Annotated in this window: 22 protein-coding genes and 1 pseudogene; 9 read left to right on the top strand and 14 right to left on the bottom strand. The window is 43.4% G+C overall.

Going from position 1 to position 22,892, the window contains the following annotated elements:
• Nucleotides 1-438: 438 nt before the first annotated feature.
• Nucleotides 439-1,461, bottom strand: coding sequence for an endonuclease/exonuclease/phosphatase family protein (locus ABWT76_RS12365; RefSeq protein WP_054466981.1), 1,023 nt, complete (start codon nt 1,459-1,461; stop codon nt 439-441).
• A 392-nt stretch (nt 1,462-1,853) separates the two neighbouring features.
• Between ABWT76_RS12365 and ABWT76_RS12360 the strand changes: the two are divergent.
• Nucleotides 1,854-2,975 (top strand): annotated as a pseudogene (locus tag ABWT76_RS12360) (acyltransferase family protein).
• A gap of 41 nt (nt 2,976-3,016) precedes the next feature.
• Here the strand turns inward: ABWT76_RS12360 and ABWT76_RS12355 are convergent.
• From ABWT76_RS12355 to ABWT76_RS12345, 3 genes are read right to left on the bottom strand one after another with little or no spacing between them, the layout of a single operon-like run.
• Complete coding sequence (locus ABWT76_RS12355; RefSeq protein WP_054466979.1) at nt 3,017-3,433, bottom strand: hypothetical protein; 417 nt, start codon at nt 3,431-3,433, stop codon at nt 3,017-3,019.
• A 36-nt stretch (nt 3,434-3,469) separates the two neighbouring features.
• Complete coding sequence (gene rph / locus ABWT76_RS12350; RefSeq protein WP_054466978.1) at nt 3,470-4,195, bottom strand: ribonuclease PH; 726 nt, start codon at nt 4,193-4,195, stop codon at nt 3,470-3,472.
• 58 nt (nt 4,196-4,253) lie between these two features.
• Complete coding sequence (locus ABWT76_RS12345; RefSeq protein ID WP_054466977.1) at nt 4,254-4,820, bottom strand: adenylate kinase; 567 nt, start codon at nt 4,818-4,820, stop codon at nt 4,254-4,256.
• 385 nt (nt 4,821-5,205) lie between these two features.
• Between ABWT76_RS12345 and ABWT76_RS12340 the strand changes: the two genes are divergently transcribed.
• The gene (locus ABWT76_RS12340) at nt 5,206-5,742 is read left to right on the top strand and encodes a P-loop NTPase family protein (protein WP_054466976.1); all 537 of its coding nucleotides are present in this window, start codon (nt 5,206-5,208) and stop codon (nt 5,740-5,742) included.
• Nucleotides 5,743-5,949: 207 nt separating this feature from the next.
• Here ABWT76_RS12340 and ABWT76_RS12335 read toward each other — a convergent pair whose 3' ends face one another.
• The gene (locus ABWT76_RS12335) at nt 5,950-7,707 is read right to left on the bottom strand and encodes a VWA domain-containing protein (protein ID WP_054466975.1); all 1,758 of its coding nucleotides are present in this window, start codon (nt 7,705-7,707) and stop codon (nt 5,950-5,952) included.
• 209 nt (nt 7,708-7,916) lie between these two features.
• Nucleotides 7,917-8,477, bottom strand: a complete 561-nt coding sequence (locus ABWT76_RS12330) for a dCMP deaminase family protein (protein ID WP_054466974.1) — start codon at nt 8,475-8,477, stop codon at nt 7,917-7,919.
• Between the two features lie 86 nt (nt 8,478-8,563).
• Between ABWT76_RS12330 and dut the strand changes: the two genes are divergently transcribed.
• Nucleotides 8,564-8,995 (top strand): dUTP diphosphatase, encoded by a 432-nt coding sequence (gene dut / locus ABWT76_RS12325; protein ID WP_082348897.1) that lies wholly within the window; start codon nt 8,564-8,566, stop codon nt 8,993-8,995.
• Between the two features lie 537 nt (nt 8,996-9,532).
• Here dut and ABWT76_RS12320 read toward each other — a convergent pair.
• Complete coding sequence (locus tag ABWT76_RS12320; RefSeq protein WP_054466972.1) at nt 9,533-10,777, bottom strand: MFS transporter; 1,245 nt, start codon at nt 10,775-10,777, stop codon at nt 9,533-9,535.
• Nucleotides 10,778-11,159: 382 nt separating this feature from the next.
• Here ABWT76_RS12320 and ABWT76_RS12315 point away from each other — a divergent pair, with 382 nt between their 5' ends.
• Nucleotides 11,160-11,582, top strand: coding sequence for a hypothetical protein (locus ABWT76_RS12315; protein WP_072160788.1), 423 nt, complete (start codon nt 11,160-11,162; stop codon nt 11,580-11,582).
• Between the two features lie 464 nt (nt 11,583-12,046).
• Here ABWT76_RS12315 and ABWT76_RS12310 read toward each other — a convergent pair whose 3' ends face one another.
• The 4 genes from ABWT76_RS12310 to trpB all read right to left on the bottom strand — a co-directional run bounded on the left by ABWT76_RS12310 (nt 12,047) and on the right by trpB (nt 16,540).
• A complete protein-coding gene (locus ABWT76_RS12310; RefSeq protein ID WP_054466970.1) occupies nt 12,047-12,271 on the bottom strand; it encodes a DUF4327 family protein in 225 nt (74 codons plus the stop codon).
• A 504-nt stretch (nt 12,272-12,775) separates the two neighbouring features.
• Nucleotides 12,776-14,374 carry a glycoside hydrolase family 3 N-terminal domain-containing protein gene (locus tag ABWT76_RS12305; RefSeq protein ID WP_054466969.1) on the bottom strand — a complete coding sequence of 533 codons (1,599 nt, stop codon included), beginning with the start codon at nt 14,372-14,374 and terminating at the stop codon, nt 12,776-12,778.
• Between the two features lie 172 nt (nt 14,375-14,546).
• Complete coding sequence (locus ABWT76_RS12300; protein ID WP_354636191.1) at nt 14,547-15,176, bottom strand: ribonuclease H-like domain-containing protein; 630 nt, start codon at nt 15,174-15,176, stop codon at nt 14,547-14,549.
• A 110-nt stretch (nt 15,177-15,286) separates the two neighbouring features.
• On the bottom strand, nt 15,287-16,540 hold the full coding sequence (trpB, locus tag ABWT76_RS12295; protein ID WP_054466967.1) for a tryptophan synthase subunit beta: 1,254 nt from the start codon (nt 16,538-16,540) through the stop codon (nt 15,287-15,289).
• 216 nt (nt 16,541-16,756) lie between these two features.
• Between trpB and ABWT76_RS12290 the strand changes: the two genes are divergently transcribed.
• The 4 genes from ABWT76_RS12290 to rpsN all read left to right on the top strand — a co-directional run bounded on the left by ABWT76_RS12290 (nt 16,757) and on the right by rpsN (nt 18,483).
• Entirely contained in the window at nt 16,757-17,140 is a 384-nt protein-coding gene (locus tag ABWT76_RS12290; RefSeq protein ID WP_054466966.1) for a translation initiation factor, read from the top strand.
• A 206-nt stretch (nt 17,141-17,346) separates the two neighbouring features.
• Nucleotides 17,347-17,712, top strand: coding sequence for a response regulator transcription factor (locus tag ABWT76_RS12285; RefSeq protein WP_054466965.1), 366 nt, complete (start codon nt 17,347-17,349; stop codon nt 17,710-17,712).
• Nucleotides 17,713-17,894: 182 nt separating this feature from the next.
• On the top strand, nt 17,895-18,212 hold the full coding sequence (locus ABWT76_RS12280; RefSeq protein WP_354636190.1) for a hypothetical protein: 318 nt from the start codon (nt 17,895-17,897) through the stop codon (nt 18,210-18,212).
• Complete coding sequence (rpsN, locus tag ABWT76_RS12275) at nt 18,181-18,483, top strand: 30S ribosomal protein S14 (RefSeq protein WP_054466963.1); 303 nt, start codon at nt 18,181-18,183, stop codon at nt 18,481-18,483. Before ABWT76_RS12280 ends, rpsN begins: the two co-directional genes overlap by 32 nt.
• 184 nt (nt 18,484-18,667) lie before the next feature.
• Here rpsN and ABWT76_RS12270 read toward each other — a convergent pair whose 3' ends face one another.
• Nucleotides 18,668-18,997: a hypothetical protein gene (locus ABWT76_RS12270; protein ID WP_054466962.1), complete on the bottom strand. Its 330-nt coding sequence runs from the start codon at nt 18,995-18,997 to the stop codon at nt 18,668-18,670.
• Between the two features lie 159 nt (nt 18,998-19,156).
• Here ABWT76_RS12270 and aat point away from each other — a divergent pair, with 159 nt between their 5' ends.
• Nucleotides 19,157-19,756 (top strand): leucyl/phenylalanyl-tRNA--protein transferase, encoded by a 600-nt coding sequence (gene aat / locus ABWT76_RS12265; protein ID WP_054466961.1) that lies wholly within the window; start codon nt 19,157-19,159, stop codon nt 19,754-19,756.
• Between the two features lie 154 nt (nt 19,757-19,910).
• Here the strand turns inward: aat and ABWT76_RS12260 are convergent, their stop codons facing one another.
• Together ABWT76_RS12260 and ABWT76_RS12255 are read right to left on the bottom strand one after the other, a co-directional pair.
• Nucleotides 19,911-20,606: a uracil-DNA glycosylase family protein gene (locus tag ABWT76_RS12260; protein WP_231636810.1), complete on the bottom strand. Its 696-nt coding sequence runs from the start codon at nt 20,604-20,606 to the stop codon at nt 19,911-19,913.
• A 95-nt stretch (nt 20,607-20,701) separates the two neighbouring features.
• A complete protein-coding gene (locus tag ABWT76_RS12255) occupies nt 20,702-22,624 on the bottom strand; it encodes an adenylate/guanylate cyclase domain-containing protein (protein WP_054466960.1) in 1,923 nt (640 codons plus the stop codon).
• Nucleotides 22,625-22,892: the final 268 nt, after the last annotated feature.

The raw sequence follows: 22,892 nt of genomic DNA, 5'->3' as shown, positions 1-22,892 counted from the left end.
CAGATCGTATCCGCTCAAAATATTAACCTATATACGGTCATGCTTCGCCCCGCCCCGCTATTCTACTGTTGCATTTTTAATTGGAAACGGTATTAGTTATATATAGACAAGTGGGGATTTGAGTGCTGGAAATCCTGGGCAAGGGTTTGTCCAATTAGCGGTTGTTTAATCACCATAAATTGATCGCGACCAAATCTTCATGATTGTCACCTATTTAGGACTATTAAAATCAAAATATTGGGTTTTTGGCAATAAATATAACCTGATTTTTTTTTGGAATGGTGAGAGGATAAACGTAAAAAAATTTTTTGCTTTTAACTAGAAATACCTGTCGGAAAGGGCGAAGCATGACCGGATTAAATCTCTGCTTTTAACCATAAATCTCTGCGGTCATGCTTCGCCTCTACAATCCACAATATTTACAGGGATTGGGATCATCTATATAGATGATCCCAATTTCTTTAATGTCATTTCCACAGCCAATAAAATATGATCCGAGGGCTGTTCAGGATTAGGAAAAGAACTGGTTACTTGGTCGCGAGTGGGTAGGGGCAAAGCAGAAACTACCTGCCATTGAGGAGATAACCAAATATAATCTAAGGTTTCTTGAAAAGGAGCTTTTTTTCTGGTTTGAGCATAGTTGGTAAATTCCGGTTCTTGACCAAATGCCTCCCGATAAGCACTCCGCAATGGTGTGGCTAATTCAGGTCGCCAGCGATCGCCTTTGAGGATTGGTGGATAAGCTGGATGATTACTAGCCATTGACCCCGTAGTAATTAACTGATATTGAGATTCGGCGGGGCGAATATTAAAATCTCCCGTTAAAACAAAGGGATCATTTTGGGCTAATTCTTGGATACGTTGCACCAACATTGATGTATGAATAGTCATCACTTTCGGGGCATAATAAACACAGGGCATATGATAAGTCGCCACCCCGAATCGATCGCCTTGTGCTTTATCGTCTAACCGCAGAAAAATCACTTGATTCGTCCGCCGTTGGGCATGAGCGATCGCGTGTTCCAGACTTTTGGCCTTTTTTTTGTCCCACAGACGCACAAATCCTTGGAGGAAATTTCTTGCAGCCACGGCTAAAGGGGATAACTTTGGCCAATCCCGGCTATCACTTAACCGTTCTATTTTGGCCTCTAACATTTGGTACTTTCCCAGAGGAAAAGCAATGGCTACTCCCATATAACCATTTTTCTGATGGCCATATAAACCCGTGACTAAATAATAATTATGGTTAGCGAAAAACCGATGCAACTCACCAGCCCACAATGTCGAAACTTCTTGGAGACAAATAATCGAGTTTTGGGCAATTTCCGGTAATAATTTGGCCACGATCCGGTTGAGGCGAGTTTCTGGGTCTAAGTCAGCCCGATCGCACTTAACAAAATGTTCCGGTTCAGCTAAATGGCTAGAGAGGATATTATAAGTAACAAACCGATGATTAGACATACAATTTTTTAGAATGAAAAATAATTACTAAAAACAGGATATTTTTTGGGTGGTTTTTTTAATCAAAGGAATTTATTAAATCATCTATTAACTTTTAGCTAATTAACCAAGATATCTGCAATATTAACATATATATGATAAATATGGGCAAATCTTAATATTTTTTATAGATTTTTATATGGCTTAACCTCAAATTTAAATTTGGCATAGATTGGCATAGATCGATAAACAGAAAACGATTTTATGAATTTGCTATACTAGACTTGTGGCCAAATTCTCGCTTATCCGATTGGCGTGCTTATCGGGGGGTGGGGGTATCGATCCGTTATCAAAGCCAGAATTGTCTAGATCAAGGCACGGAATTAAACAATAATATAATATAGATTCATCAAATGACAAATTATCAGAAAAATGAACCAAATCATAACAGATTTAAATCCCTCGATATTCTCAGAGCGATCGCGGTTTTATTAGTCCTAGGCAGACATAAATTTATTAGTGAGGTTTGGTATATCGCTGGCTGGACAGGGGTTGACTTATTTTTTTTATTGAGTGGCTTTCTCGTGGGGGGAATTTTATTCAGAGAATACAAAAAAACTGGCAAAATCAATTTTTATGATTTTTTAAGTCGTCGCGGAATTAGAATTTATTTACCATTTTATCTATTAATTGCCGTAACAATTTTATATAATCTGATTTGCCAACAACCTTTTAAGCTGGCGTCGGTAGGGGCTGAACTATTCTTTGTGCAAAATTATTTTTTAGGTCTGTGGAATCATACTTGGTATTTAGCTGTAGACCAGCATTTCTATGTGATTGTTTTACCGATTTGTTTAATCAGTTTATGCCACTTTTCTAAAGATAAAGCAGATCCATTTAAGGCGATCGTTCCTCTGGTTGTAGCGATCGCTATTTTGATGCTACTCGTTCGGATCGTCACAGAGTGGTATATTCCCTATACAAATCACTATCTTCATCATACTCATTTACGGTTAGATTCACTCAGCTTTGGCGTTTTACTCGCTTACTTGCACAATTTTCACCAGGCTAAATTTTCTCAGTTTATTCAGCGACGCATGAATAGTATCCTGATAGTCAGCATTTTTTTCCTCTCACCTTGTCTAGTTTTAGACTTGTAAAAAAGTGTTTTTATGCACGAAATTGGTGTCACTTTCGTGGATCTTGGGTTTGGGGGTCTGATCTGTTTTCTACTGTACTGGCAACCTCATTTGCCTAAAGGAAATCCAATCCATAAAATCATTGAGGCGACAACTGATGCGATCGCTTTTATTGGTTTAAATTCATACTCAATTTATCTTTGGCATATGCCTGTTGCGAAATGGGTAGTGGAATGGATTAAAGAAATTTCTCCGCATAAAATTCATTTTGTTGTTGAATTTTGGCTTTATCTATTCGGCAGTATTCTCTTGGGAATTTTTATGGCTCAATTAATTGAACATCCGGTGATTAAGTTACGCGATCGCTTATATCCATCTCGCCCAAATCAGACTTAGCAAAATTCACTCAATTCTGAGTAGATACTGATCGGAAACTATCAAAAAATTTTCTGATCGATCATCCAGGTAATTAGGCGAATCACCCCGATCGCAAATAAACTAAAGCAAAGAAAAGATAATCCATTAACAATGGTTGCTGATAAAAATCTAGAAAATAGCCAATCCGTACCCAAAGATAATAACCAACCAGATAAGCAAAAAAATCCAATTAAACTGCCAAACTGAATACCATAAAACACATATTGCTTAAAGATTTTTACGGGTGCCGCACCTAGGGGAAAATCTTCTTTTAGCAGCCTAAAAATTACCCAGATCGCCAAGGCAGTGAATAGCAAACCACTGAGAACAGGACCACTCAGACGTTTATCTTGTAACGCCCCCCAATATTTAGGAAAAATGGCGATCGCCCCTGTGAACGCCATTGTAGAAATCAGAGTCAGAAAGTAGCGTAACATGGTTTACTCCTTAAGCAATTCTAATCATTAAATGATTCAGACAGAATTACTAATTACCTTACCCTGGGCGGCGAATAATTCTTTCATGCCTTTTTCCGCCACATCTAAAATCTGATTTAATTGACCTCGGCTAAAGCTACCCGCTTCCGCCGTACCTTGGATTTCAATTAAGTTTAAATCCCCGGTCATTACCACATTACAATCAATATCTGCTGCCACATCTTCCGGGTAATTTAAATCCAGAAATGCCTCACCGTCGAGCAGTCCCACGGACACTGCTGCCACCTGATTAATAATCGGCGATCGCGCCAATTCCCCTTTTTCTACTAGCTTTTGCATCGCCAAAGACAGCGCCACAAACCCGCCCGTAATGGCCGTTGTCCGCGTTCCGGCATCCGCTTGCAACACATCTGCATCCACCGTAATCGTCCTTTCTCCTAACACTTGAAAATCCAAACAAGACCGCAAACTTCGGCCAATTAACCGTTGAATTTCTTGGGTGCGACCGGATAGCTGCATAAACTCCCGGCGTTGCCGTTGTAACGTAGCACCGGGAAGCATTCGATATTCCGCAGTCAGCCAACCTTTCCCTTGACCGAATAAAAATTTCGGCACTCCAGGCTCAATACTAACATTACAAAGTACCTGGGTATCACCACATCGAGTTAACACCGAAGCCGCCGCAAATCGAGTAAAATCTTTCTCAAAAGAAATCGGACGTAATTGATCCGCTTTTCTGCCATCAGGACGTTGCCAAGTCATAAAAAAATTCAATTAATTCTTAAAAATTATATGGGCGATCGCCTCTCACCCTGTGACATTATTGAGTCTTAATCTGGGTCAAAACTTCCTGAAATATTGCTTCGGGAGTTTGTTCTCCGTGAACGGAAATCAGGCGTTGTCGCTGGTAATATTCATAATATTCCAACAAGGGAATCGTGCGCTGATTAAACAAATCAATCCGCCGTTTGACGATTTCCGGTTCGTCATCAGTCCGCCTATATTCTCGATTTTTGCAGCGCTGGATTAATACATCCTCTGGCACATTTAAAAAAATCGCCCAATCTAACTTTTGCTGCAAATGATCCAGTAAAAAATCTAACTCTTCCGCTTGGAAAGCGGTGCGGGGATAACCATCCAATAACCAGCCATTTTTCGTATCTGGTTGCAGCAGGCGATCGCGCACAAATTTAATCATCGTCATATCTGGCACCAGTTCGCCTTTTGCCACATAAGGTTGGGCTTTTTTTCCCAACTTCGTTTCTGCCGCGATCGCCTCTCGAAGAATATCGCCAATAGAAACCAAAGGAATTTGAAAATAATTACACAACTTATTTGCTTGTGTTCCTTTGCCAGCACCCGGCCCGCCCAGAATTACCAATCTCACGAAACTACTCTCCTACTCGTACCCACAGTAGACTTTACTACAAATTTTACCTTTCATCATTAAAAAAGTTATTTTTCATTCTTTATTTGTTACTTGTTTATTGCTATTTGTTATATGTTATTTGTTAAAAGACCAAGGAAGAATGACAAAAAAAGAAATTTTGGATTTTAAATAAATTTACAGAATTTATCCCAAAGCAAGTATCATCAAAAGCGATGGTGATCTAGGCCACTTCAGTTTCATACATCTAGTGTTCATTTTTGCCTAAATTATCAAAAATACGCTACATATTGTCTGTTATCATGGTCATGCTCCACAGCTTTTGTCTCCGTAGATCTACTATTTAGACCTTCTATTAGACCTTCTAACAGGGAAAACTGCCCGTATGATTGCACAGCTTGAAACTCCGATTGTCGAAACTCCAATTCGTCCCGCTTATGCGATTTCGGGACTGGTTCAGGTGTTCACTAGCACCCACCGCTGCTTTTTTACCAACGTCATGGCGCAAGCCTTGAGAATTGCCGGTCAGGGAACCCCAGTGTTAGTGGTACAGTTTCTCAAAGGCGGAATCGGTGGTGGGAAAGAAAATCCCGTTCGCCTAGGGCAAAATTTAGAATGGATTAGATGTAATCTGCCCCGCTGCATTGACACCCCTGAACTGGAAGAAATCGAAGTAGCTGCCTTACGCGAATTGTGGGAACATACCCAACAAGCGGTGACGGCCGGAAAATACGATTTAGTCGTGCTTGACGAATTAAGTTTGGCTATTCATTTTGGCTTAATTCCAGAAGAGGAAGTGATCGAACTACTGGATAATCGTCCCAGTCACGTTGATATCATTTTAACTGGGCCAAATATGCCGAATGCTTTATTAGATCAAGCTGACCAAATTACCCAAATTCGCCGCAGTCACCGACCTTAATTAGGAGCAATTATAAAAACCGGGTTTCTTGGATAAAAACCCGGTTTTTAATTACTTTTGAACCCAACTAAGATTTTCTAGCTATCCGTAGGGTGTGTTAGCGCAAAGCGTAACGCACCAATACGCTATATGTAGATTACTTGCGTAAGTCCTAATTAAAAACGGTATTAGTTGGGTTTCGTGCCTCAACCCAACCTACGAATACTACTAAGATTTTCTAGGGGCGATCGCCTGACTTTTTTCTACCAACCGAATAAACTCAGCCCGATAGCCTTCTAAATCAACTCCTTGGGACTCTTGCGCTAACTTTAACACCTCAGCAAAAGTAGCCGAACCCTTATAGGGAGAATCTCGTAAAATCATCCCAAACTCTGCCACTGCCGCCGCAAATTTCAAATTATTAGAAGCATCAGCAAAACTCACTTGGTTCTCAACCACTGGCTGTTGAATTAACTTCGACTCATTCTCATTCGGTGCCTTATAACGCAACTTCACCATCATCAACTCATTGCTATTATAAGCCGTCGCATCCACCGCATTCTGTTGATACTTTAACGGATCGACAGTGGGTAAATTCACATCACTTTCTACCCCAGTAGGAATAATCTCATAAAGTGCCGTCACCGAATGACCTGCCCCTAATTCCCCCGCATCTTTGGTATCATCATTAAAATCTTGATCTCGCAGGCGGCGATTTTCATAACCAATCAACCGATAAGCTTGCACTTTTGCCGGATTAAACTCCACTTGAATTTTCACATCTTTGGCAATAGTTAACAGGGTCGCCCCCATTTCACTAACTAACACCTTTTTCGCTTCTAGCAAGCTATCAATATAAGCATAATTGCCATTACCTTTATTCGCCAGTTGCTCCATTTTGGCATCTTTTAAATTGCCCATACCAAAGCCAAGCACCGTCAGAAAAACCCCCCGTTCTCGATAATCTTCAATTAGCCGCACCAGTTCCCCATCACTGGAAACTCCCACATTAAAATCCCCATCAGTGGCTAAAATAACTCGGTTATTTCCTGATGGAATAAAATTTTGTTTTGCCACTTCATAAGCCAGCTTAATTCCTTCTCCACCAGCCGTAGAACCACCGGCGTTTAACTCATTAATAGCGCTTAAAATTTTATCTTTTTGATTTCCCGGTGTGGGAGGCAAAACCATACCTGCTGCCCCGGCATAAACCACAATAGATACCCGGTCTTTTTCCCCTAACTCATTCACAAGTAACTGAAAAGAAGACTTCAACAAAGGCAACTTATTCGGGTCTTCCATTGACCCAGAAACATCGAGCAAAAATACCAGATTACTCGGTGGCAGTTCTTCCGCTACGATACTTTTTCCTTGTAAGCCAATACTGACTAACTGATGTTTAGAATTCCAGGGAGTTTGAGCAATTTCTGTGGTAACGGAAAAAGGTTTATCTCCTTCCGGTTGGGGATAGTCGTAAGGGAAATAATTAATCAACTCTTCAATTCTCACCGCATCCACAGGGGGCAAAGTTTTCTGACTAATAAACCGCCGTAAATTGCTATAAGAAGCCGTATCTACATCAATGGAAAATGTAGACAGTGGGCTAACCGTGACTGGTTGAAATGGATTCTCTACGATCAGATTATATTGTTCTGTATTAAAGTCTTCAATTTCCCCTTCTTCGGGTTTAGCAATATTCTCCGACATTTTTAAGGATTCCGCTTTGGTTTCCGCCATCATTTGCGGTGCATTTGCTACTTGTTCCTGGGGAGTTGCGGGGGCTGGAGTACCCGGTGTGGTTGTTGCTGGTGCTGGTGTGCTTGCTCCTGGTGTTATTGTCGCGTCACTGCCCAGTGTTTTATCCCTTGAAGCGGGTTTACTTGTTTGTTGGGAATTGGGGGCGCAAGCTGCCAAAAATAGCACGGGAATTAACCCAGCTAACAGGGTGACAGTCAAGGTTTTAAAGCAAAAAATTGGTTTATTCATGGTATTATTAGAAATAAAATAGGAAAATGATCTAACATGATTTGCCAAGGTAAATCAAAAGGGAGCATTCGATATTTGCAAACAGGATAGTAGGGGCGAAGCATTCGGACAGTTATCTTAACTGTGAAAACCGAGAATTAACTGCCCGGTAAGCGAAGCTATGCCGTCAGGCTTTATGCTTCGCCCTGACAAAGATGAAATGCTCCCAATCAAAAATTTTTATTTCCAGGAATTGACGTGGGATTTAATAGAAATGACGCCGCTTTTTGGGCAATGGTTTCTGATAAGTGAATTTGTTTAAGGGTGACTAATCCCTCAGCAATAAAAGAGTCTCTAACTAAGGCTTTTTCCCCACTATTAAAAGAGGTTTCATAGTAAATTTCGTGAATTCCAGCGGAAATCACCAGTTTTAAGCAGGAGAGACAAGGTTCTAAGGTGACGTAAATACAAGCCCCTTCCGTGGAAATGCCGTGTTTGGCGGCTTGGGCGATCGCATTTGCCTCCGCATGGACAGCGCGAGAGGGCAAAGTTGTGGAAGCATCACAACTACTTAATCCCGGATAGCAATATCCTTGGGTGGTACAGTGGGGGGAACCAGCCGGGGCGCCATTGTAGCCCGTCGCTAACACCTGCTTATTTTTGACAATCACCGCCCCCACGGGAAACGCTAGGCAACTCGACCGTGTAGCCGCCAATTTCGCCAACATGAGAAAATATTCATCCCAGGTAGGTCTAAGGTCGAGTTGGGATACTTGGGGTTTATTTTCCATCATAATCAAAATTTTTATGTTTCGCTACAAAAGGCTAAAAAAATCCTACCAGGATTTATATATAGACAAGCGCAATTATGGTCAAAATCAACATGAAGATTCATCTGTTATATGCTGATGCCCAAGTTCCCACCTATGCCCATGACACCGATTCAGGCATGGATTTGTTAGCGTATGAAGACATTTTAATCCCTGCCGGTGAATGGCGGTTAGTGGGGACGGGAATTGCCATAGAATTACCCCATTTAACCGAGGCGCAAGTTCGCCCTCGCAGTGGTTTAGCTGCCAAGCATGGCATTACGGTGTTGAATACTCCAGGCACGATTGATGAAGGCTATCGGGGAGAAATTAAAGTGATTTTAATCAATCATTCCCCGCAGGATTTTCAGGTAGAAAAAGGGATGAGAATTGCTCAAATGGTGATTGCCCCTGTTTTCCGCCCAAAGGTGGAGGTTTGTCGCGGAGAAATCAGCGCCACTACCAGAGGCGCTAAGGGATTTGGTTCGACGGGAATTTAGGAGGAATTAGTCAGAATTAGGTAGGGTGTGTTAGGCGGAATTTACGCGGGATTTACTCTGGGTAAATATCGAAAATATATTATATAAATTATTATATAATATATTAGAATATTAGACAAAATATTAGACCAGATTGCTTTCCCGAAACCGGATAGAACCCCCCAACCACCCTTAAAAAGGGGGCTAAGGGCTAATATTGTGAGGGTTGAAAGCCCGGATGGGAAAAATCGTTATTTTACGGCGGTTTTCAAGTGAATAGGCCATAAATATTGGTCGGTTCTATCGGGGCTTTTAGGGGCGAAGCATTCCCGTAAGAGAAACCGGGTTTCTGGTTTCATACCGGGACGACCACTTAGGAGCCTACAAGAAACCCGGTTTCTGAAGGCGTAAGTTTTGTACGGGAATGCTTCGCCCCTACACGAAATAACGATCTTCTGTTGAAGGATTTTTCGTGGTTTATAAACCCCTACAAGATTAGGGCTAAAAAGGGGGGGGTTGGGGTTTTTTAGAATGCAGCTAGACGCACCTTTAAGTCTATTAATGATTACTTTTTAAGGTTCGATCTAAGAGTTGCAAAATCGCGATCGCACCTAGCACTGTAACCGCCCAGCCTGGCCATAATAAATCTGCCCAAGGACGGGGTCGATCGAATGTCCAACCAGCTAAGACTGGGCCAATAAAATAACCCACAGCCCAACATTGAGAGTTAATTGAAAGATAGACCCCGCGACCGGAGGGGGGTGCTAAGTCTGCCACCAAAGCAGAGGCAGAAGGTAAATAAGCAACGGTGGCGATCGCCAGAATGCCGGAAGCCAATAAAGCGACCACAATTTGACCAGAATTGATGATTCCCGTAATGCCAGTGAAAATAAAACCAGTACCCCATAATAGGCTAGAAAAAATCAATGCTTTTGTATGACTAAAGCGGCGGAGAAACCGGGCGGTTGGTAATTGTAAAACAATCGAAAGGACGAGGTGCCAAGTAAATAAAGCACTAATTAAGATCGTGGGCAAACCTGAGCCAACAAACTGACTAAAATAAATTGGCATTGCGGTGTGAACTTGGGAGATATAGGTAGTAAACAGAATATTTACGACACAATAAATCCATAAGGCGCGATCGCCCATAGCAACCAACCAGCCATTTTTTTCTAATTTCTGCTTTTGATGGCGATCGAACTGATAAGTTTCAGGAATGGCTTGATAAATAACCCCGGAAAATACCAAAAAAGAAATCGCATCCACCACAAATAAAAGCCGATAAGACCCCATTAAAGAGACAAAAATTCCGCCCAGGATAATTCCCAAACCTAACCCACAACTATCTCCTAATCGAGTAATGGCATAAGCTTCATGGCGCTGTTCTCCAGTGCTTAAATCAGCCACCACTGCTTCAGTGGCAGGCCAATATAAACCGATGCCTAAACCCATCATTAAATTTCCGGCCAATAACGTATAAAAATCTTGAGTATTGGCTAAAATAAAAGAAGCCAAACTGGAAACTAAAGTAGACAAAAGTAAAGTGCGTCTTCTGCCCCACCGAGGAGAATCGCTCATTGAGCCACTCAAAAAACGGCCAATCACTCCAGAAACGGAAATACTCCCCAGGGCAAATCCCACCTCAGTGTTAGTTAATCCCAATTCATCACTAGCAAAAAATATTGGGGCATAAAATAAAGTAAATCCCGTCCCAATTCCCGATAAAAATCTGCCAAAAATTAGAATCCAAATTTTTTGGTTAAGTTTGGGCAAATGAGCCAAAATTTGCCGATGCAATTTCATGTATTTGTTGGTTGTTAGTTGTTGGTTGTTAGTTGTTGGGTAGGGATTCTTTGGTTGTTGGTTGGGGCCGCCATCGGCCGCCATCGGCCGCCATCGGTGTGGGGGGAAGAGAGAAAAGAGAATAGAGAAAAGAGAATAGAGAATTTTCCTATGCATCCTATGCATCCTATGCATCCTATGCATCCTATGCATCCTCTCTTCCCCTACACCCTACACCCTACACCCTACACCCTACACCCTACACCCTACACGACGGCGGCTTCCCCCGCGCCCCCGCTCCCCCGCGCCCCCGCTCCCCTGCTCAAGAGCACCCCGCACCTCCTTTCCCCATAAAAAAACCTTTAAACTATGAGAAGAAACACAAAGAATCATTTTAAAACTGATGAACACTGATAACTTGATGGAAACGGTGCAAACTGGATTTCGTGTGGCGGTGGGGGCTACGGCTTCCTTAATTGAACTGTTGCAAGATCCGCAAAAACAGTCAGAGAACCCGAATCCCTGGAATGCCGATTGGAACGACTTGACGAAACAGTGGGCAGAAAAAGGAGAAGTAACGGAACAGGAAGCCCGGAAGTTTGTGGAGAATCTATGGAATCAGCAAACGGCTTCTAGCCCTGAGACTCAAGGGACGGACAGATCGCCGGAAGCGACGGAATCAACCGAATCCACGGCATCCACGGCATCGAATCCAACGCCCCCGAACGATCCAGAAATGCAGTCAGAGTTGCATGAACTGACGAAAACAATCGCTAGTCTCCGGGCTGAGTTAGAAAAACTGCAACGAGAAAAAGGAGATGGTTGAATAGTGAATTATAAGAAATAAAAGGTAAGCCTCACCACTGACAAGAAAGACTGAGCCAGGGGGTGAGGCTTACATTAAGCTGATTAATTCCAAAGGATCTAGTTACTCATCAATCAGATAATTTGCAGATAATTTGCGTTTGACACCAAAAGATTTTGACCGGAAAAAATTGGCTGATTTTTGGCTGATTTTTGGCTGATTTTTGGTTGATTTTTGGTTGATTTTTGGCTGATTTTTCTGTGGCTAAGAAAATTAGGTTCGCTGACCCAAATTTAAATTAAGTAGATAAATCTTCTTAATTTAAAACAGGTCAGAGGCGGGAGAGTTTAATCGCTCCGATCCTGGTTTTGCCTTGTCAGGATAGCCAATTGTGAATAGCCGCCATGTTTTGTTTATAATATCTACAGTTCTGGAAAGCGCGATCGCCTTACAACAGTTACATTTGCTGGTTTTTTATGTTAAATTTAGTCGTTATCCCATTCTTCGCTGCCCATCAGATCGCCAATGCGATCGCGGAGTAAGAAGTCACATTTTTCTAGTTCACATTCGACACAAGCCCATTCACGAGCGGGAATGTACTGACAAAGCGTGTAGATTGGTTGTTGGCGGCTAACCAGTCCCTTATTAACCAGTTGACGAGCCTCTTGCTGAATAACGTCGATTGAATATTGGACAGTAGACGTAGCCATATTGACCCCTTGTATTTATTTAAGTGTGAGTAAACGGAGAAGTTGTGAACAAACGGAGTTTCAAAGCAAGTAGTGGTGTTGATGAATATCCAGAATCTTTCAAGATTAAAGATTAAATCAATTGTTACAAGATATACAGCACGATGTCAAGGAGCAAGTCTAGAGTTTTTAGCTTGTGTTGATTCCGGGCTGTTGCCAGCATTAGATTACCTGATGTTATATCCGCATAAATACTTATGCACGAATCAGCATCGAAGTCGTTCGACAGGATTCGAGAATATGCTAACTTATTAGGCCGAAGGATGATTAATCTGCGTCTATTGAGTTAATTTGCTAATATTCAATAACGATTCGGAAAAAAAATGGGAAACGCTGGAGATACGTTACCCAAAAGATCGAGCCAAGGAGAAATGATTCAAGGAGCGAGTTGAGTGATTTATGATTGTCACAAATGCCTAATGGTGGATCTTTTCACCAGTTACCCTACTCTGATTTTATCAGATTTTAGGGGGACAGCCCAAACAAGGTCTTTAAGGCGATCTCCTGGGCTGCTGGCATTTGTCCGTAAGAAAAGACATAAGGTATCTGTCCTTTCAGGTTGGGTAACAAGCTCTCAATAATGTATGGGCTACCGTAACAAACAAGCCCTTGTACTCTTCCCTGTTGTAACATTTCTTGCAGTTGATTGGCAATCTTTGCGGTTAAGTTGGCGCTACCCCGAAAGGGGTTGCCGCGAGTAAACAATTGCACTAATTTCGGGATTTCTTGCTCGTCTTCGGCGGTTAAGTCGGCAAAGGAAATGTATTGATCGATTACTTGTACTTCATAGCCTAATTGCTGGGGAATTTGAATGGCGGGGACGTGATGACCTAAGTATTTGGCTCGCAGTATATCATCGACAACAATTAAATTGCGTGATTTTTGCCCGGTTTCTTTTGGGGTTGGGCGCAAGGGTAGCGAACCGCCGACTTGCTGGGAACTGGCTAAAATGTCATCATTTACTGACATAGTGGCGGGGGTGGCTAGTTGAGCCAATGGCTGAACGGAACAGCGATCGCCGACAACTTTTGGGGCAACTTTTTGCTTGACTTGCCAAATGCGTTCGACGGAAGTGCGAATGCGATCGCGGGAAATTCGCCCACTTTTCACCGCGTCACAAATTGCTTGAATGGCAGCGGCGGGATCTACGGGCATGAGTAAAATATCGGCACCGGCTTCTAGGGCTAAAATTGGCGCTTCGGTGGCGCCGTAACGTTTGGCGATCGCGCCCATAACCAGGGCATCGGTGACAATTAACCCCGGAAATCCCAGGTTTTGCCGGAGTTGACCTGTCAGAATTTTGGGAGATAGGGTGGCTGGTCGTTCTGCATCCCAACATTGAATTAATAGGTGGGCACTCATCACCGAGTCCACCCCAGAGGCGATCGCACTAATAAATGGTGGCAGTTCAATTTCTGCTAATCTTTCGGCGGGATGGGGCAACACCGGCAACTCCAAATGGGAATCTACACTGGTGTCCCCATGTCCGGGAAAATGTTTGGCACAGGTTAACACGGGCCATTGTTTCGCCCCTTGAATAAAAGCGCTGGTCAATTCTGCCACCAGGTGCGGGGTTTCCCCAAAGGAACGCACGTTAATCACCGGATTATCGGGATTATTGTTCACGTCCACCACGGGCGCCAGTACCCAATTTAAGCCGATCGCTAAACTTTCTTGGGCGATCGCCGACCCCATCAGGTAAGCAAATTCTTTCGCTTTGGCTAAATCTTTCTGAGCAATGGTACTCAGAGCCATTGGCGGTGCAAACCAAGTCGCCCCAGGAAACCGCTGACCCACTCCTTCTTCCACGTCTGCGGCTAACAGTAGGGGAAATTTGGCTTGGGATTGCAGGATGTGCGATCGCAACATCAAATCCCCGGCACTGCCGCCGACAAAAATCACCCCACCAACCCCTAAATCAGCAATCCAATGCTGTAAAGTCGCGGCGGGGGGTTCCCAATCAGGAAATTCAATTTGATGGTCAAATAAATGACCCGATGCCCGAACCACGAACAACTGGGCGACCTGTTCTTCTAGGGAAAGATTATTGATATCTGGTGACATATTTAAGTTAATAATTACTGGGAAAATAAAGGTGACGGTTGACGGTTGACGGTAAAACCTCAAGCAAAAATAAAATTAATTAGGACTTACGCAAGGAATCTATATATAGGATATTGGTGCGTTACGGTTCGCGCTTCACACCCTACCGATAGCGTTGATGCGTAAGTCCTGATTAATGCTGAAAAATATCTTGATATTGCAGTAAATCTAAAGATACAAACACCGGCAAACAGTTAAAACAATCCAGGGCTAATTTCCAACGGTCTTCTCTCTGCAATATCGCCGTTAATTTCTGCTGCACTGGCAACAAATATTTCACATCATTTGCCGCATATTTTAATTGAGCATCGGAGAGGTTTGCGGCATTGCCCCAATCAGAGCTTTGGGAAGTTTTATCTAAGTCTATATTTTCCAGTTCTTTGACCACGGATTTTAGGCCATGATTTGGGGTATAAGTTCGGGCTAGTTTGCTGGCAATTTTAGAACAAAATACCGGCTGAACATAGATATCTAAATGAGATCTTAACATTGCCATGTCAAAGCGGGCATAGTGAAAAACTTTAACAATATTTGGCGCTTCCAAGAGTTGTTTTAAATTTGGGGCAGATTTCTGTCCTTTGGCCATGCGAACCACGGTGACTCGCTTTTTTTCATCGCATAGTTGAACCAAACAGAGGCGATCGCGCCACGGCAAGAGCCCCATTGTTTCCGTATCTGCGGCGATCACTTCTGCCTTTAAATACTCGGTTAATTGATCCGCCGATAAATCACCATCACAGACTTGAAATTCTTTTAAACTCATTGTGAATCACTCTCAAATTTTTGCTACGACCAGCAGAAACCCGGTTTCTTCAAGAAACCGGGTTTCTTTATCTGCTGCTTCAAGAAACCGGGTTTCTTTATCGGCGGGATTTAGGCACCGAGGTGTAAAAACTTGGCAACGGTTTGCACATCTTTATCACCGCGACCAGAACAGTTAATCACAATTCGGGGACTGCCAGTGAGTTGGGGACAAAGGGTTTCCAAATAAGCGATCGCATGAGAAGTTTCTAAAGCGGGAATAATCCCCTCTAACTGGGATAAACGTTGAAATGCGGCCACCGCTTCGGAGTCCGTCACACTATAATATTCCGCTCGTTGAGTATCTTTTAAATAGCTATGTTCGGGGCCAACACCGGGATAATCCAAACCAGCACTAATAGAATGAGCTTCAATCACTTGACCATCATTATCTTGTAACAAATAACTCATCGCCCCGTGCAACACCCCCACTTGTCCGCGAGTCAAAGTGGCCGCGTGTTTATCGGTGTCAACGCCCTCACCGGCAGCTTCTACACCAATCATCCGCACTTGGCGATCGCCAATAAACTCATAAAATAGTCCCATCGCATTGGAACCACCGCCTACGCAAGCCATGAGAATATCCGGCAAACCGCCCCATTTGGCTTGGCATTGGCTGCGGGTTTCCTGACCAATCACATGATGAAAATCCCGCACCATCATCGGATAAGGATGCGGCCCAGCCACGGAACCGAGAATATAATGGGTGGTTTCCACATTAGTCACCCAATCGCGGATCGCTTCGGAGGTGGCATCTTTCAGGGTGCCAGTGCCCGCAGCCACGGGACGCACCTCTGCCCCCATTAACCGCATTCTAAATACGTTTAGGGATTGGCGTTCCATATCTTGAACGCCCATATAAATCACGCAGTCTAGACCAAAGCGCGCACAAACGGTGGCAGTGGCGACCCCATGCTGACCGGCGCCGGTTTCCGCAATAATCCGCTGTTTGCCCATGCGTTTGGCCAAAAGTGCCTGGGCGATCGCATTATTAATTTTATGGGCTCCGGTATGATTCAGGTCTTCCCGCTTCAAATAAATTTGTGGCCCGGTGCCATCAGGACGGGCATAATATTGAGTCAGGCGTTCAGCAAAATATAAAGGACTAGGGCGACCGCAATAATCTTGCAATAATTGATTTAACTCGGCTTGAAACTCTGGGTCTTGGCGATATTGTTGATAAGCGGCTTCTAACTCAGTCAAAGCTGGCATTAAAGTTTCGGGAACATATTTGCCGCCAAATCGCCCAAATCTGCCCAGGGCATCAGGAACTTGGATCGCGTTGGTGGATATTTCTGGAGGTTTGGGTAAAGGGGTGGTAGTCACTTGCTTGATGGATCTGAAAAAACAACCTTAATTATACTAAGCTATAGACAGTCAGGATTCGGTAATTAGCCACGGGCGCGATCGCCGCCAGATCATTTTTATTCAAAACCTTAAAAACGGCGACTCAAGACTCTCCCGACAAGAGCGAAATTTAGGGATCGTCCCTAAGACAGCATTATTTTTGACAATCTTTCCGCATTAACTTCGTGAAATCTTATGGCAACTTCTCAAGGCAAATCAAAAAAGAATCCCATTGTTTACCAAGAATTTGGCACCCCCACAGATCAGTTCAAAACGCTTCTTGGGGCTTCTTCGGCTGACGCTTTGGAACGTGGCATCACCGAGTTGCCTCCTTCTCAGCAAAATCTGCGAGTAGAAGCCTCTCGGAAGCAGCGTAAAGGTAAAACGGTCACGGTGATTACGGGTTTTCAAGCCAAACCAGAAACTTTAGCCACCTTAGTCAAACAGCTAAAAGCCCTCTGTGGCGCGGGGGGCACGGTCAAAGAAAACACCATTGAAATTCAAGGAGATCATCGTCAGAAACTCCTAGAACACCTGATTAAGCTAGGGTATAAAGCCAAAATCAGTGGGGGCAATTAATTTATTTAATGATTTGTTATTGGTGATTTGCTATTGATGATTTGTTATTGAGGCTTGGCTACCTTAAACAAATAACAAATAACAAATACGCGCTTTTCAGATGATGAGCCAGAAAGGAAAGAAAATGGGTAAACTATATATAGATAATAGCCAATGTGATAATCCCTTACCCCTTTAATATTACTCTCCAATTTTTGTAAAAAACTATGAGTACAGTCCTGCTGGTTGAAGATAGTCCCACTCAACAAGAAATGATTGCCGGAATCCTGCAAAGTCGAGGATTAAAGGTTTCCCTGGCCAATGATGGGGTAGAAGCCCTAGAAAAAATTAAAGCCAGTTCCCCAGATTTGGTGGTTTTAGACATTATTATGCCTAAAATGAACGGCTATGAAGTCTGCCGTCATATTAAGTCTAATCCTAAGACTCAGAAGATTCCGGTGATTATGTGTTCTTCTAAGTCAGAAGAATTCGACCGATATTGGGGGATGAAACAAGGGGCAGATGCTTATATTTGCAAGCCATTTCACCCTAAAGAACTGTTAGGAACTATTAAGCAATTTTTGCTCAAATAATTGACCGGATCAACTCAAAAAAAGTCTCTGGAAAATCTGCGATCGCCCCCCGGAAAGTATCTCGGCGTATTCTGGAACAGTGGCAAGCCCGATGACTAAGCCCGATGCCTAAGCCCGATGCCTAAGCCCGATGACTAAGCCCGATGACTAAGCCCGATGACTAAGCCCGATGACTAAGCCCGATGACTAAGCCCGATGATAATGACGGCAATGACGGCAATGACGGCAATGACGGCAATGACGGCAATGACGGCAATGACGGCAATGACGGCAATGATGTCAAAAAATTATGGTTTTGCCGCCGTAATGAATGCAAGGTAAACTGCAAGGTGAATGACGCCACCGCAGCGGCAAGGGCGATCGCGAGAAGCCGGCATGGGCTGACTAAAAAAAATATCCACCCTGCGCCGAAACCGAAAAAAATACGCTATAATGGAAGATGCTGTGTTTTTTGGATGACAAGGATTTATGGCCAAAAAGAGCATGATCAACCGGGATAAGAAGCGCAAAGAGATCGTTGAGAAATATGCGGAAAAGCGCCAAGAACTGAAAGAACAGTTTGCTAAAGCGGCTGACCCCCTAGAAAAGATGGAAATACACCGGCAAATTCAACGCCTACCCCGGAACAGTGCCCCGTCTCGGGTACGGAATCGTTGCTGGTTAACCGGGCGTCCCAGAGGCTACTATCGTGATTTCGGTCTATGTCGCAATGCGATCCGTAATATGGCGCACCAAGGGCTTCTCCCTGGGGTGGTTAAGTCAAGCTGGTAAATTTTGCCGATTGGTGAAGTCTGAAGCCTGAAGACCGAGGAATCTCCACAAATCACGAACCATCACCCATCGGTACGGACGATCTATCCGTGGCGATCGCGTGTAACTCCTGATCTTGCTTCAGTCTTCATGCTTCCGGCTTTTACCACCAGCTTTGACTTCTAAGAATTTAGTCAATCAAATACTATAGCCCGCAGCAAGTATTGATACCTAAGCTTTGCAGGAGTAAATCACTGACTGCGTTGGCGATCGCAAACTCGCCATAAAAACTTTGAGAAAAATCAAACGACGCCATCTCGGTGACGATCGCGATCACCAGTTCACCCAAATCATTTTCTCCCTCCATGCGATGCCGCACAAAAATTTGGGCTGCACGTTGGGCAATTTCTTTATTTGCCGGTTCTGGTAGATATTCTTGATCTAGCCAACGATGTAATGTATCTTTCAGCCATTCTCCTTCCTGTTGGGGATTTTCCACAGGAGGTAACGTAATTGGTGGAATTGGATCAGCCATTGCCCTACCTAACTGCAACAATCTTTACATTTATCTATCATAAGAGTCGGCATTCAGGCAGCGATCGCCCCGTGGCAGAATCTTGAATTGACCGTTAAACTAAAATACAGCAATACAGCGATCGCCAAACCTCGTAGCAGCTAGGATCTGTTTATTTCGATGCAATTTGATATTCCCGAGATCATTAAGGGATATGCACAAGGATATTTCTTAATGGCCAATAGTCCAGACAATCGTCTGGGATGGTACACCAGCCGTGAGCGAGCCTTAATTCCTTTGGATGCTCGGTTTCGCTATCCTAAATCCTTACAGCGAGTTTTAAATCAAGACCGTTTTACCGTTGCGATTAACCGAGATTTTGCCGCCGTTGTCGAGGGCTGTGCTGACCGGAAAACTACCTGGATCACCCGCGAACTCAAAGACATTTACTGGGAACTGTATCTCACAGGTTGGGCTTATAGCTTTGAAACCTGGCAAGGAAATGAACTCGCGGGGGGCATTCTGGGAATTGTCATCGGCGGCGCATTTATTGGCGAATCGATGTTTTATCAGATTCCCGACGGCTCCAAGGTGGCAATGGTGAAGTTAGTTGAGCGATTGCGTCAATGCCAATTTGTCCTGTTTGATGCCCAAATGAATAACCCACATCTAGAGCGGTTTGGTGCCTATATCGTTAGCAATAGCGAGTATAAAGAATTACTGCAAAAAGCTCTATACCGCCGATGTTCTCTGCATAAACCAATTATTCCTGATTCTTAGAAGCTTAATCACGAATCACGCATCACGAATCACCGTCAACGGTCAACACTGAACAGTCTGTAGGGGCGCTTTTCCGAAGCGCCCCTACCATCAACCATAGAATCCCTACCCATTAACCATCAACGATCAACCATTAACCATCAACCATTAACCATCAACCATCAAACCGAAGATTTTTGAGCCGTTCGGCCAGCAGTTGCGGAAATTGAGCATAATATTTTTGATTGAGTGGGGAAGGGTGGGGTAGGGGCATTAAGGTGACAATTTTTGGCCTCGTGATGCTGGCGTGATTTGTGGCTGGTAAGGTGACTTCTATGCTGGCGGTGTAGCGATCGCCAATGCAGAAAAATTCGCTTAATTCCCCTTTTTTGCCATAAGGAGTAAACCATTCAAAGGCTTCATTTCCCAGGGTAATGATGCGATCGCCCTGCCAATGTTCCACCAATAATTGCTCTAAAAAAGGCCGAAATCGCTTTTTTACTGCGGTGGAATAAGCCTTATTTCCGGGGGGTTTATAGGGAACGGTATTCGTCAATAAAACGCGATCGCACACCTTTTGTAAATCCGTGGGACTGGTGGGTTCTTGGTGAAACATTGCCCGATATAAACCCTGACGGACTAAGCGACCGGCTGCCCCATATAGAGGTTGTTGGGCAGACACTTCATCCTTGCCTAAATCACGGGCAAAAATGCAAAGTTGACTGGCCAAATTGCCCGCATAAAGAATCGGGGCAGTGGGATCTAAACCGGCAGATTCATAAACCGGGCGATCGAGCGGAAATTCTTCTCTTTGGGCTTCGGCGTGAATTTGGGCAATTAAATCTTGAATAGCTGCCATAATATTAGCCATAAAATTGATGATTTTGATTATTTTAACAGGATATTTTTTTATTAAATCGCTAGATTTAATTAATCATTGTTATTCCCTGATTAAATAATAATTATTTAACTAAATTCTGATGAAATACGGTGCTTTGACTTAGATGAACCGATTTGTTTTTTATTGGTTAATAACAAATAGGTGGTCATATCTCCGCGACCTTTTAACGGGATAGAACCTCGTTTTTCAAAAATATATTTATCCTGCAAAAGTTTATAGGTGGCTTCAGACACTTGAATGCAACCGGGAATTCCATGAGACTCCATGCGAGAGGCTAAATTCACCGAGTCTCCCCATAAATCATAAATAAATTTATGAGTACCAATCACCCCCGCTACCACAGGGCCGGAATGAATGCCAATTCGCATACAAAACGCCTCTCGATGTTTAATATCAATGCGGGCGATCGCCTCTTGCATATCTAAGGCCATTTCCGCGATCGCCTCCGCATGATCCGGTCGTTCAACCGGCAAGCCTCCCACCACCATATAAGCATCCCCAATAGTTTTAATTTTTTCTAAACCATGACGAATCGCCAACTCATCAAAAGCGGAAAATATCTCATTAAGTAACTCCACTAATTTAGGGGCAGAAATTCTGGTTGACATTTTAGTAAACCCGACAATATCGGCAAATAAAATCGTCACCGAAGCAAAACTATCGGCAATAATTTCCGGCTTCTGTTTCAACCGTTGAGCGATCGGTTCCGGGAGGACATTCAGCAGCAAACGTTCGGACTTTTTTTGTTCAATCTCTAATTGTTGAAATGCTTGCTGCAACTGTTCCGCTTGTCGCGCACGTTCTTGAGCCAGCTTTTCAATTTGAGCCGTCCGACTCATGGAAGTCACCATATAAGTCACGGGGATTAAAGTCCATAATAAACCAATCATCAAAGTAGCCGAAGACCGCCAATGTTTCGTTTCAATTTGTCGATATTCTTCGGTTAAAATTAAATACAAATTCCAGGATTTATCGGCAATTTTAATTTGATGCCTAACTCCTTCTTTACCCTCCTCTTCCAGCCACTCATATCGGCGATGATCGTTTTCCAAAAAAGGGCATTTATTTCCCGCCAATAACCGACCAATACTGGAATAGTTGAATTCATAAAATGATAATAATACACTGGTAAAATTTGCGCGAATATTTCTAGCACTATTGGGGGATGAATCGCACAAATACACATTGAGATTTTGCACCATAGACCCTCTAAATTTATCATCAAATAAATTCTGAATTCGCAAGACGGCGACAATATAACCCTGTAACTCATCGTCCGATGGATCACTGAAATTGTCCGGGTCTGATTGATAAATAGGCTGAATGGCTAAGGCTTTTAAGTTGGGGGATTCGGCAGCCGATCGCCCTGACCCTGGGGACAATTTTGTGGTTAGGTTTGCCTCCCAGGGAACTAATTCAGTGATGATTAATTGCTTTTTTTTCCTAGCGGTTTCTAAGCCTTGGCGATAAACTTCCTTTGACGCCAAATTGAATCCTAAGATATTGGGATTTCCGTGAATTGGTTGAATATGTGAAATGGGAAAATATTCTAATTGCTCAGAAGAATAAACCAGTTCACCCCGATCATTTTTTTCTTGGATCGCAAAGTCCGGGTTTCCTTGTTCCTGAAAATTCGCCTCATAATCATATCGTTGCCGATCTGTGACGCGAGGCACCCACATAAAGGTTTCAATACTAATGTGCTGAGACAAAGGTCGCTGTACTAAGCGTTGAAAAAAAGATGCATCAATATTGCTCGATGCGCTAAAAAAATCGCCAATGGTGCGGATCGCTTCTAAATCAGAGTCTAGGTCTTGCTGCAAGGTACTGGCGATCGCCTCGGTTCGGCGACTTAATTCATAATCCCGGCGCCTGTTTTCCCAATTCCAGACCAATATGAAGGCGATCGCAGACATGGTGACTCCGAAGCACAAGATGATCCAGACGGGTAAATAGCGATACCAGTGAAATTTGCTGCGATTTGGCATACTTGCTTCTTAAAAATAGCCACTCTTCGTAACGCACCTCTCTATAATGACTGATTTGATCCCATTCAACCTCGGATAGAGGGGTCGATCTCTACTGAATTGAGAAAAATTCACACAATCTTTGCACCCGCGTCTAGACTAAACCAAGAATTAAGCTTTTTTGCTGCTGATGGACTGACCTAATTGCAGATCGGCCATTGCTTGGTCTCAACTTTTGAGTTTCAATAAATCCCCCAGGATCTAGACCTAGCAACACACGATCTAGAAT

Origin of the sequence: Planktothricoides raciborskii GIHE-MW2 (genome assembly GCF_040564635.1) — a bacterium.
GTDB classification, from domain to species: Bacteria; Cyanobacteriota; Cyanobacteriia; order Cyanobacteriales; family Laspinemataceae; genus Planktothricoides; species Planktothricoides raciborskii.
Note: the sequence above shows the minus strand (reverse complement) of the source record. Positions and strands in the feature narration are given on the sequence as shown.

Excerpts from the sequence above, each read along its gene's own strand:
- ABWT76_RS12365 (WP_054466981.1), bottom strand. The coding sequence starts at position 1,461 with ATGTCTAATCATCGGTTTGTTACTTATAATATCCTCTCTAGCCATTTA.
- ABWT76_RS12355 (WP_054466979.1), bottom strand. The coding sequence starts at position 3,433 with ATGTTACGCTACTTTCTGACTCTGATTTCTACAATGGCGTTCACAGGG.
- rph (WP_054466978.1), bottom strand. The coding sequence starts at position 4,195 with ATGACTTGGCAACGTCCTGATGGCAGAAAAGCGGATCAATTACGTCCG.
- ABWT76_RS12340 (WP_054466976.1), top strand. The coding sequence starts at position 5,206 with ATGATTGCACAGCTTGAAACTCCGATTGTCGAAACTCCAATTCGTCCC.
- ABWT76_RS12335 (WP_054466975.1), bottom strand. The coding sequence starts at position 7,707 with ATGAATAAACCAATTTTTTGCTTTAAAACCTTGACTGTCACCCTGTTA.
- ABWT76_RS12330 (WP_054466974.1), bottom strand. The coding sequence starts at position 8,477 with ATGGAAAATAAACCCCAAGTATCCCAACTCGACCTTAGACCTACCTGG.
- ABWT76_RS12320 (WP_054466972.1), bottom strand. The coding sequence starts at position 10,777 with ATGAAATTGCATCGGCAAATTTTGGCTCATTTGCCCAAACTTAACCAA.
- ABWT76_RS12315 (WP_072160788.1), top strand. The coding sequence starts at position 11,160 with ATGAACACTGATAACTTGATGGAAACGGTGCAAACTGGATTTCGTGTG.
- ABWT76_RS12310 (WP_054466970.1), bottom strand. The coding sequence starts at position 12,271 with ATGGCTACGTCTACTGTCCAATATTCAATCGACGTTATTCAGCAAGAG.
- ABWT76_RS12305 (WP_054466969.1), bottom strand. The coding sequence starts at position 14,374 with ATGTCACCAGATATCAATAATCTTTCCCTAGAAGAACAGGTCGCCCAG.
- ABWT76_RS12300 (WP_354636191.1), bottom strand. The coding sequence starts at position 15,176 with ATGAGTTTAAAAGAATTTCAAGTCTGTGATGGTGATTTATCGGCGGAT.
- ABWT76_RS12290 (WP_054466966.1), top strand. The coding sequence starts at position 16,757 with ATGGCAACTTCTCAAGGCAAATCAAAAAAGAATCCCATTGTTTACCAA.
- ABWT76_RS12285 (WP_054466965.1), top strand. The coding sequence starts at position 17,347 with ATGAGTACAGTCCTGCTGGTTGAAGATAGTCCCACTCAACAAGAAATG.
- ABWT76_RS12280 (WP_354636190.1), top strand. The coding sequence starts at position 17,895 with ATGACTAAGCCCGATGATAATGACGGCAATGACGGCAATGACGGCAAT.
- rpsN (WP_054466963.1), top strand. The coding sequence starts at position 18,181 with ATGGCCAAAAAGAGCATGATCAACCGGGATAAGAAGCGCAAAGAGATC.
- ABWT76_RS12270 (WP_054466962.1), bottom strand. The coding sequence starts at position 18,997 with ATGGCTGATCCAATTCCACCAATTACGTTACCTCCTGTGGAAAATCCC.
- aat (WP_054466961.1), top strand. The coding sequence starts at position 19,157 with ATGCAATTTGATATTCCCGAGATCATTAAGGGATATGCACAAGGATAT.
- ABWT76_RS12260 (WP_231636810.1), bottom strand. The coding sequence starts at position 20,606 with ATGGCTAATATTATGGCAGCTATTCAAGATTTAATTGCCCAAATTCAC.
- ABWT76_RS12255 (WP_054466960.1), bottom strand. The coding sequence starts at position 22,624 with ATGCCAAATCGCAGCAAATTTCACTGGTATCGCTATTTACCCGTCTGG.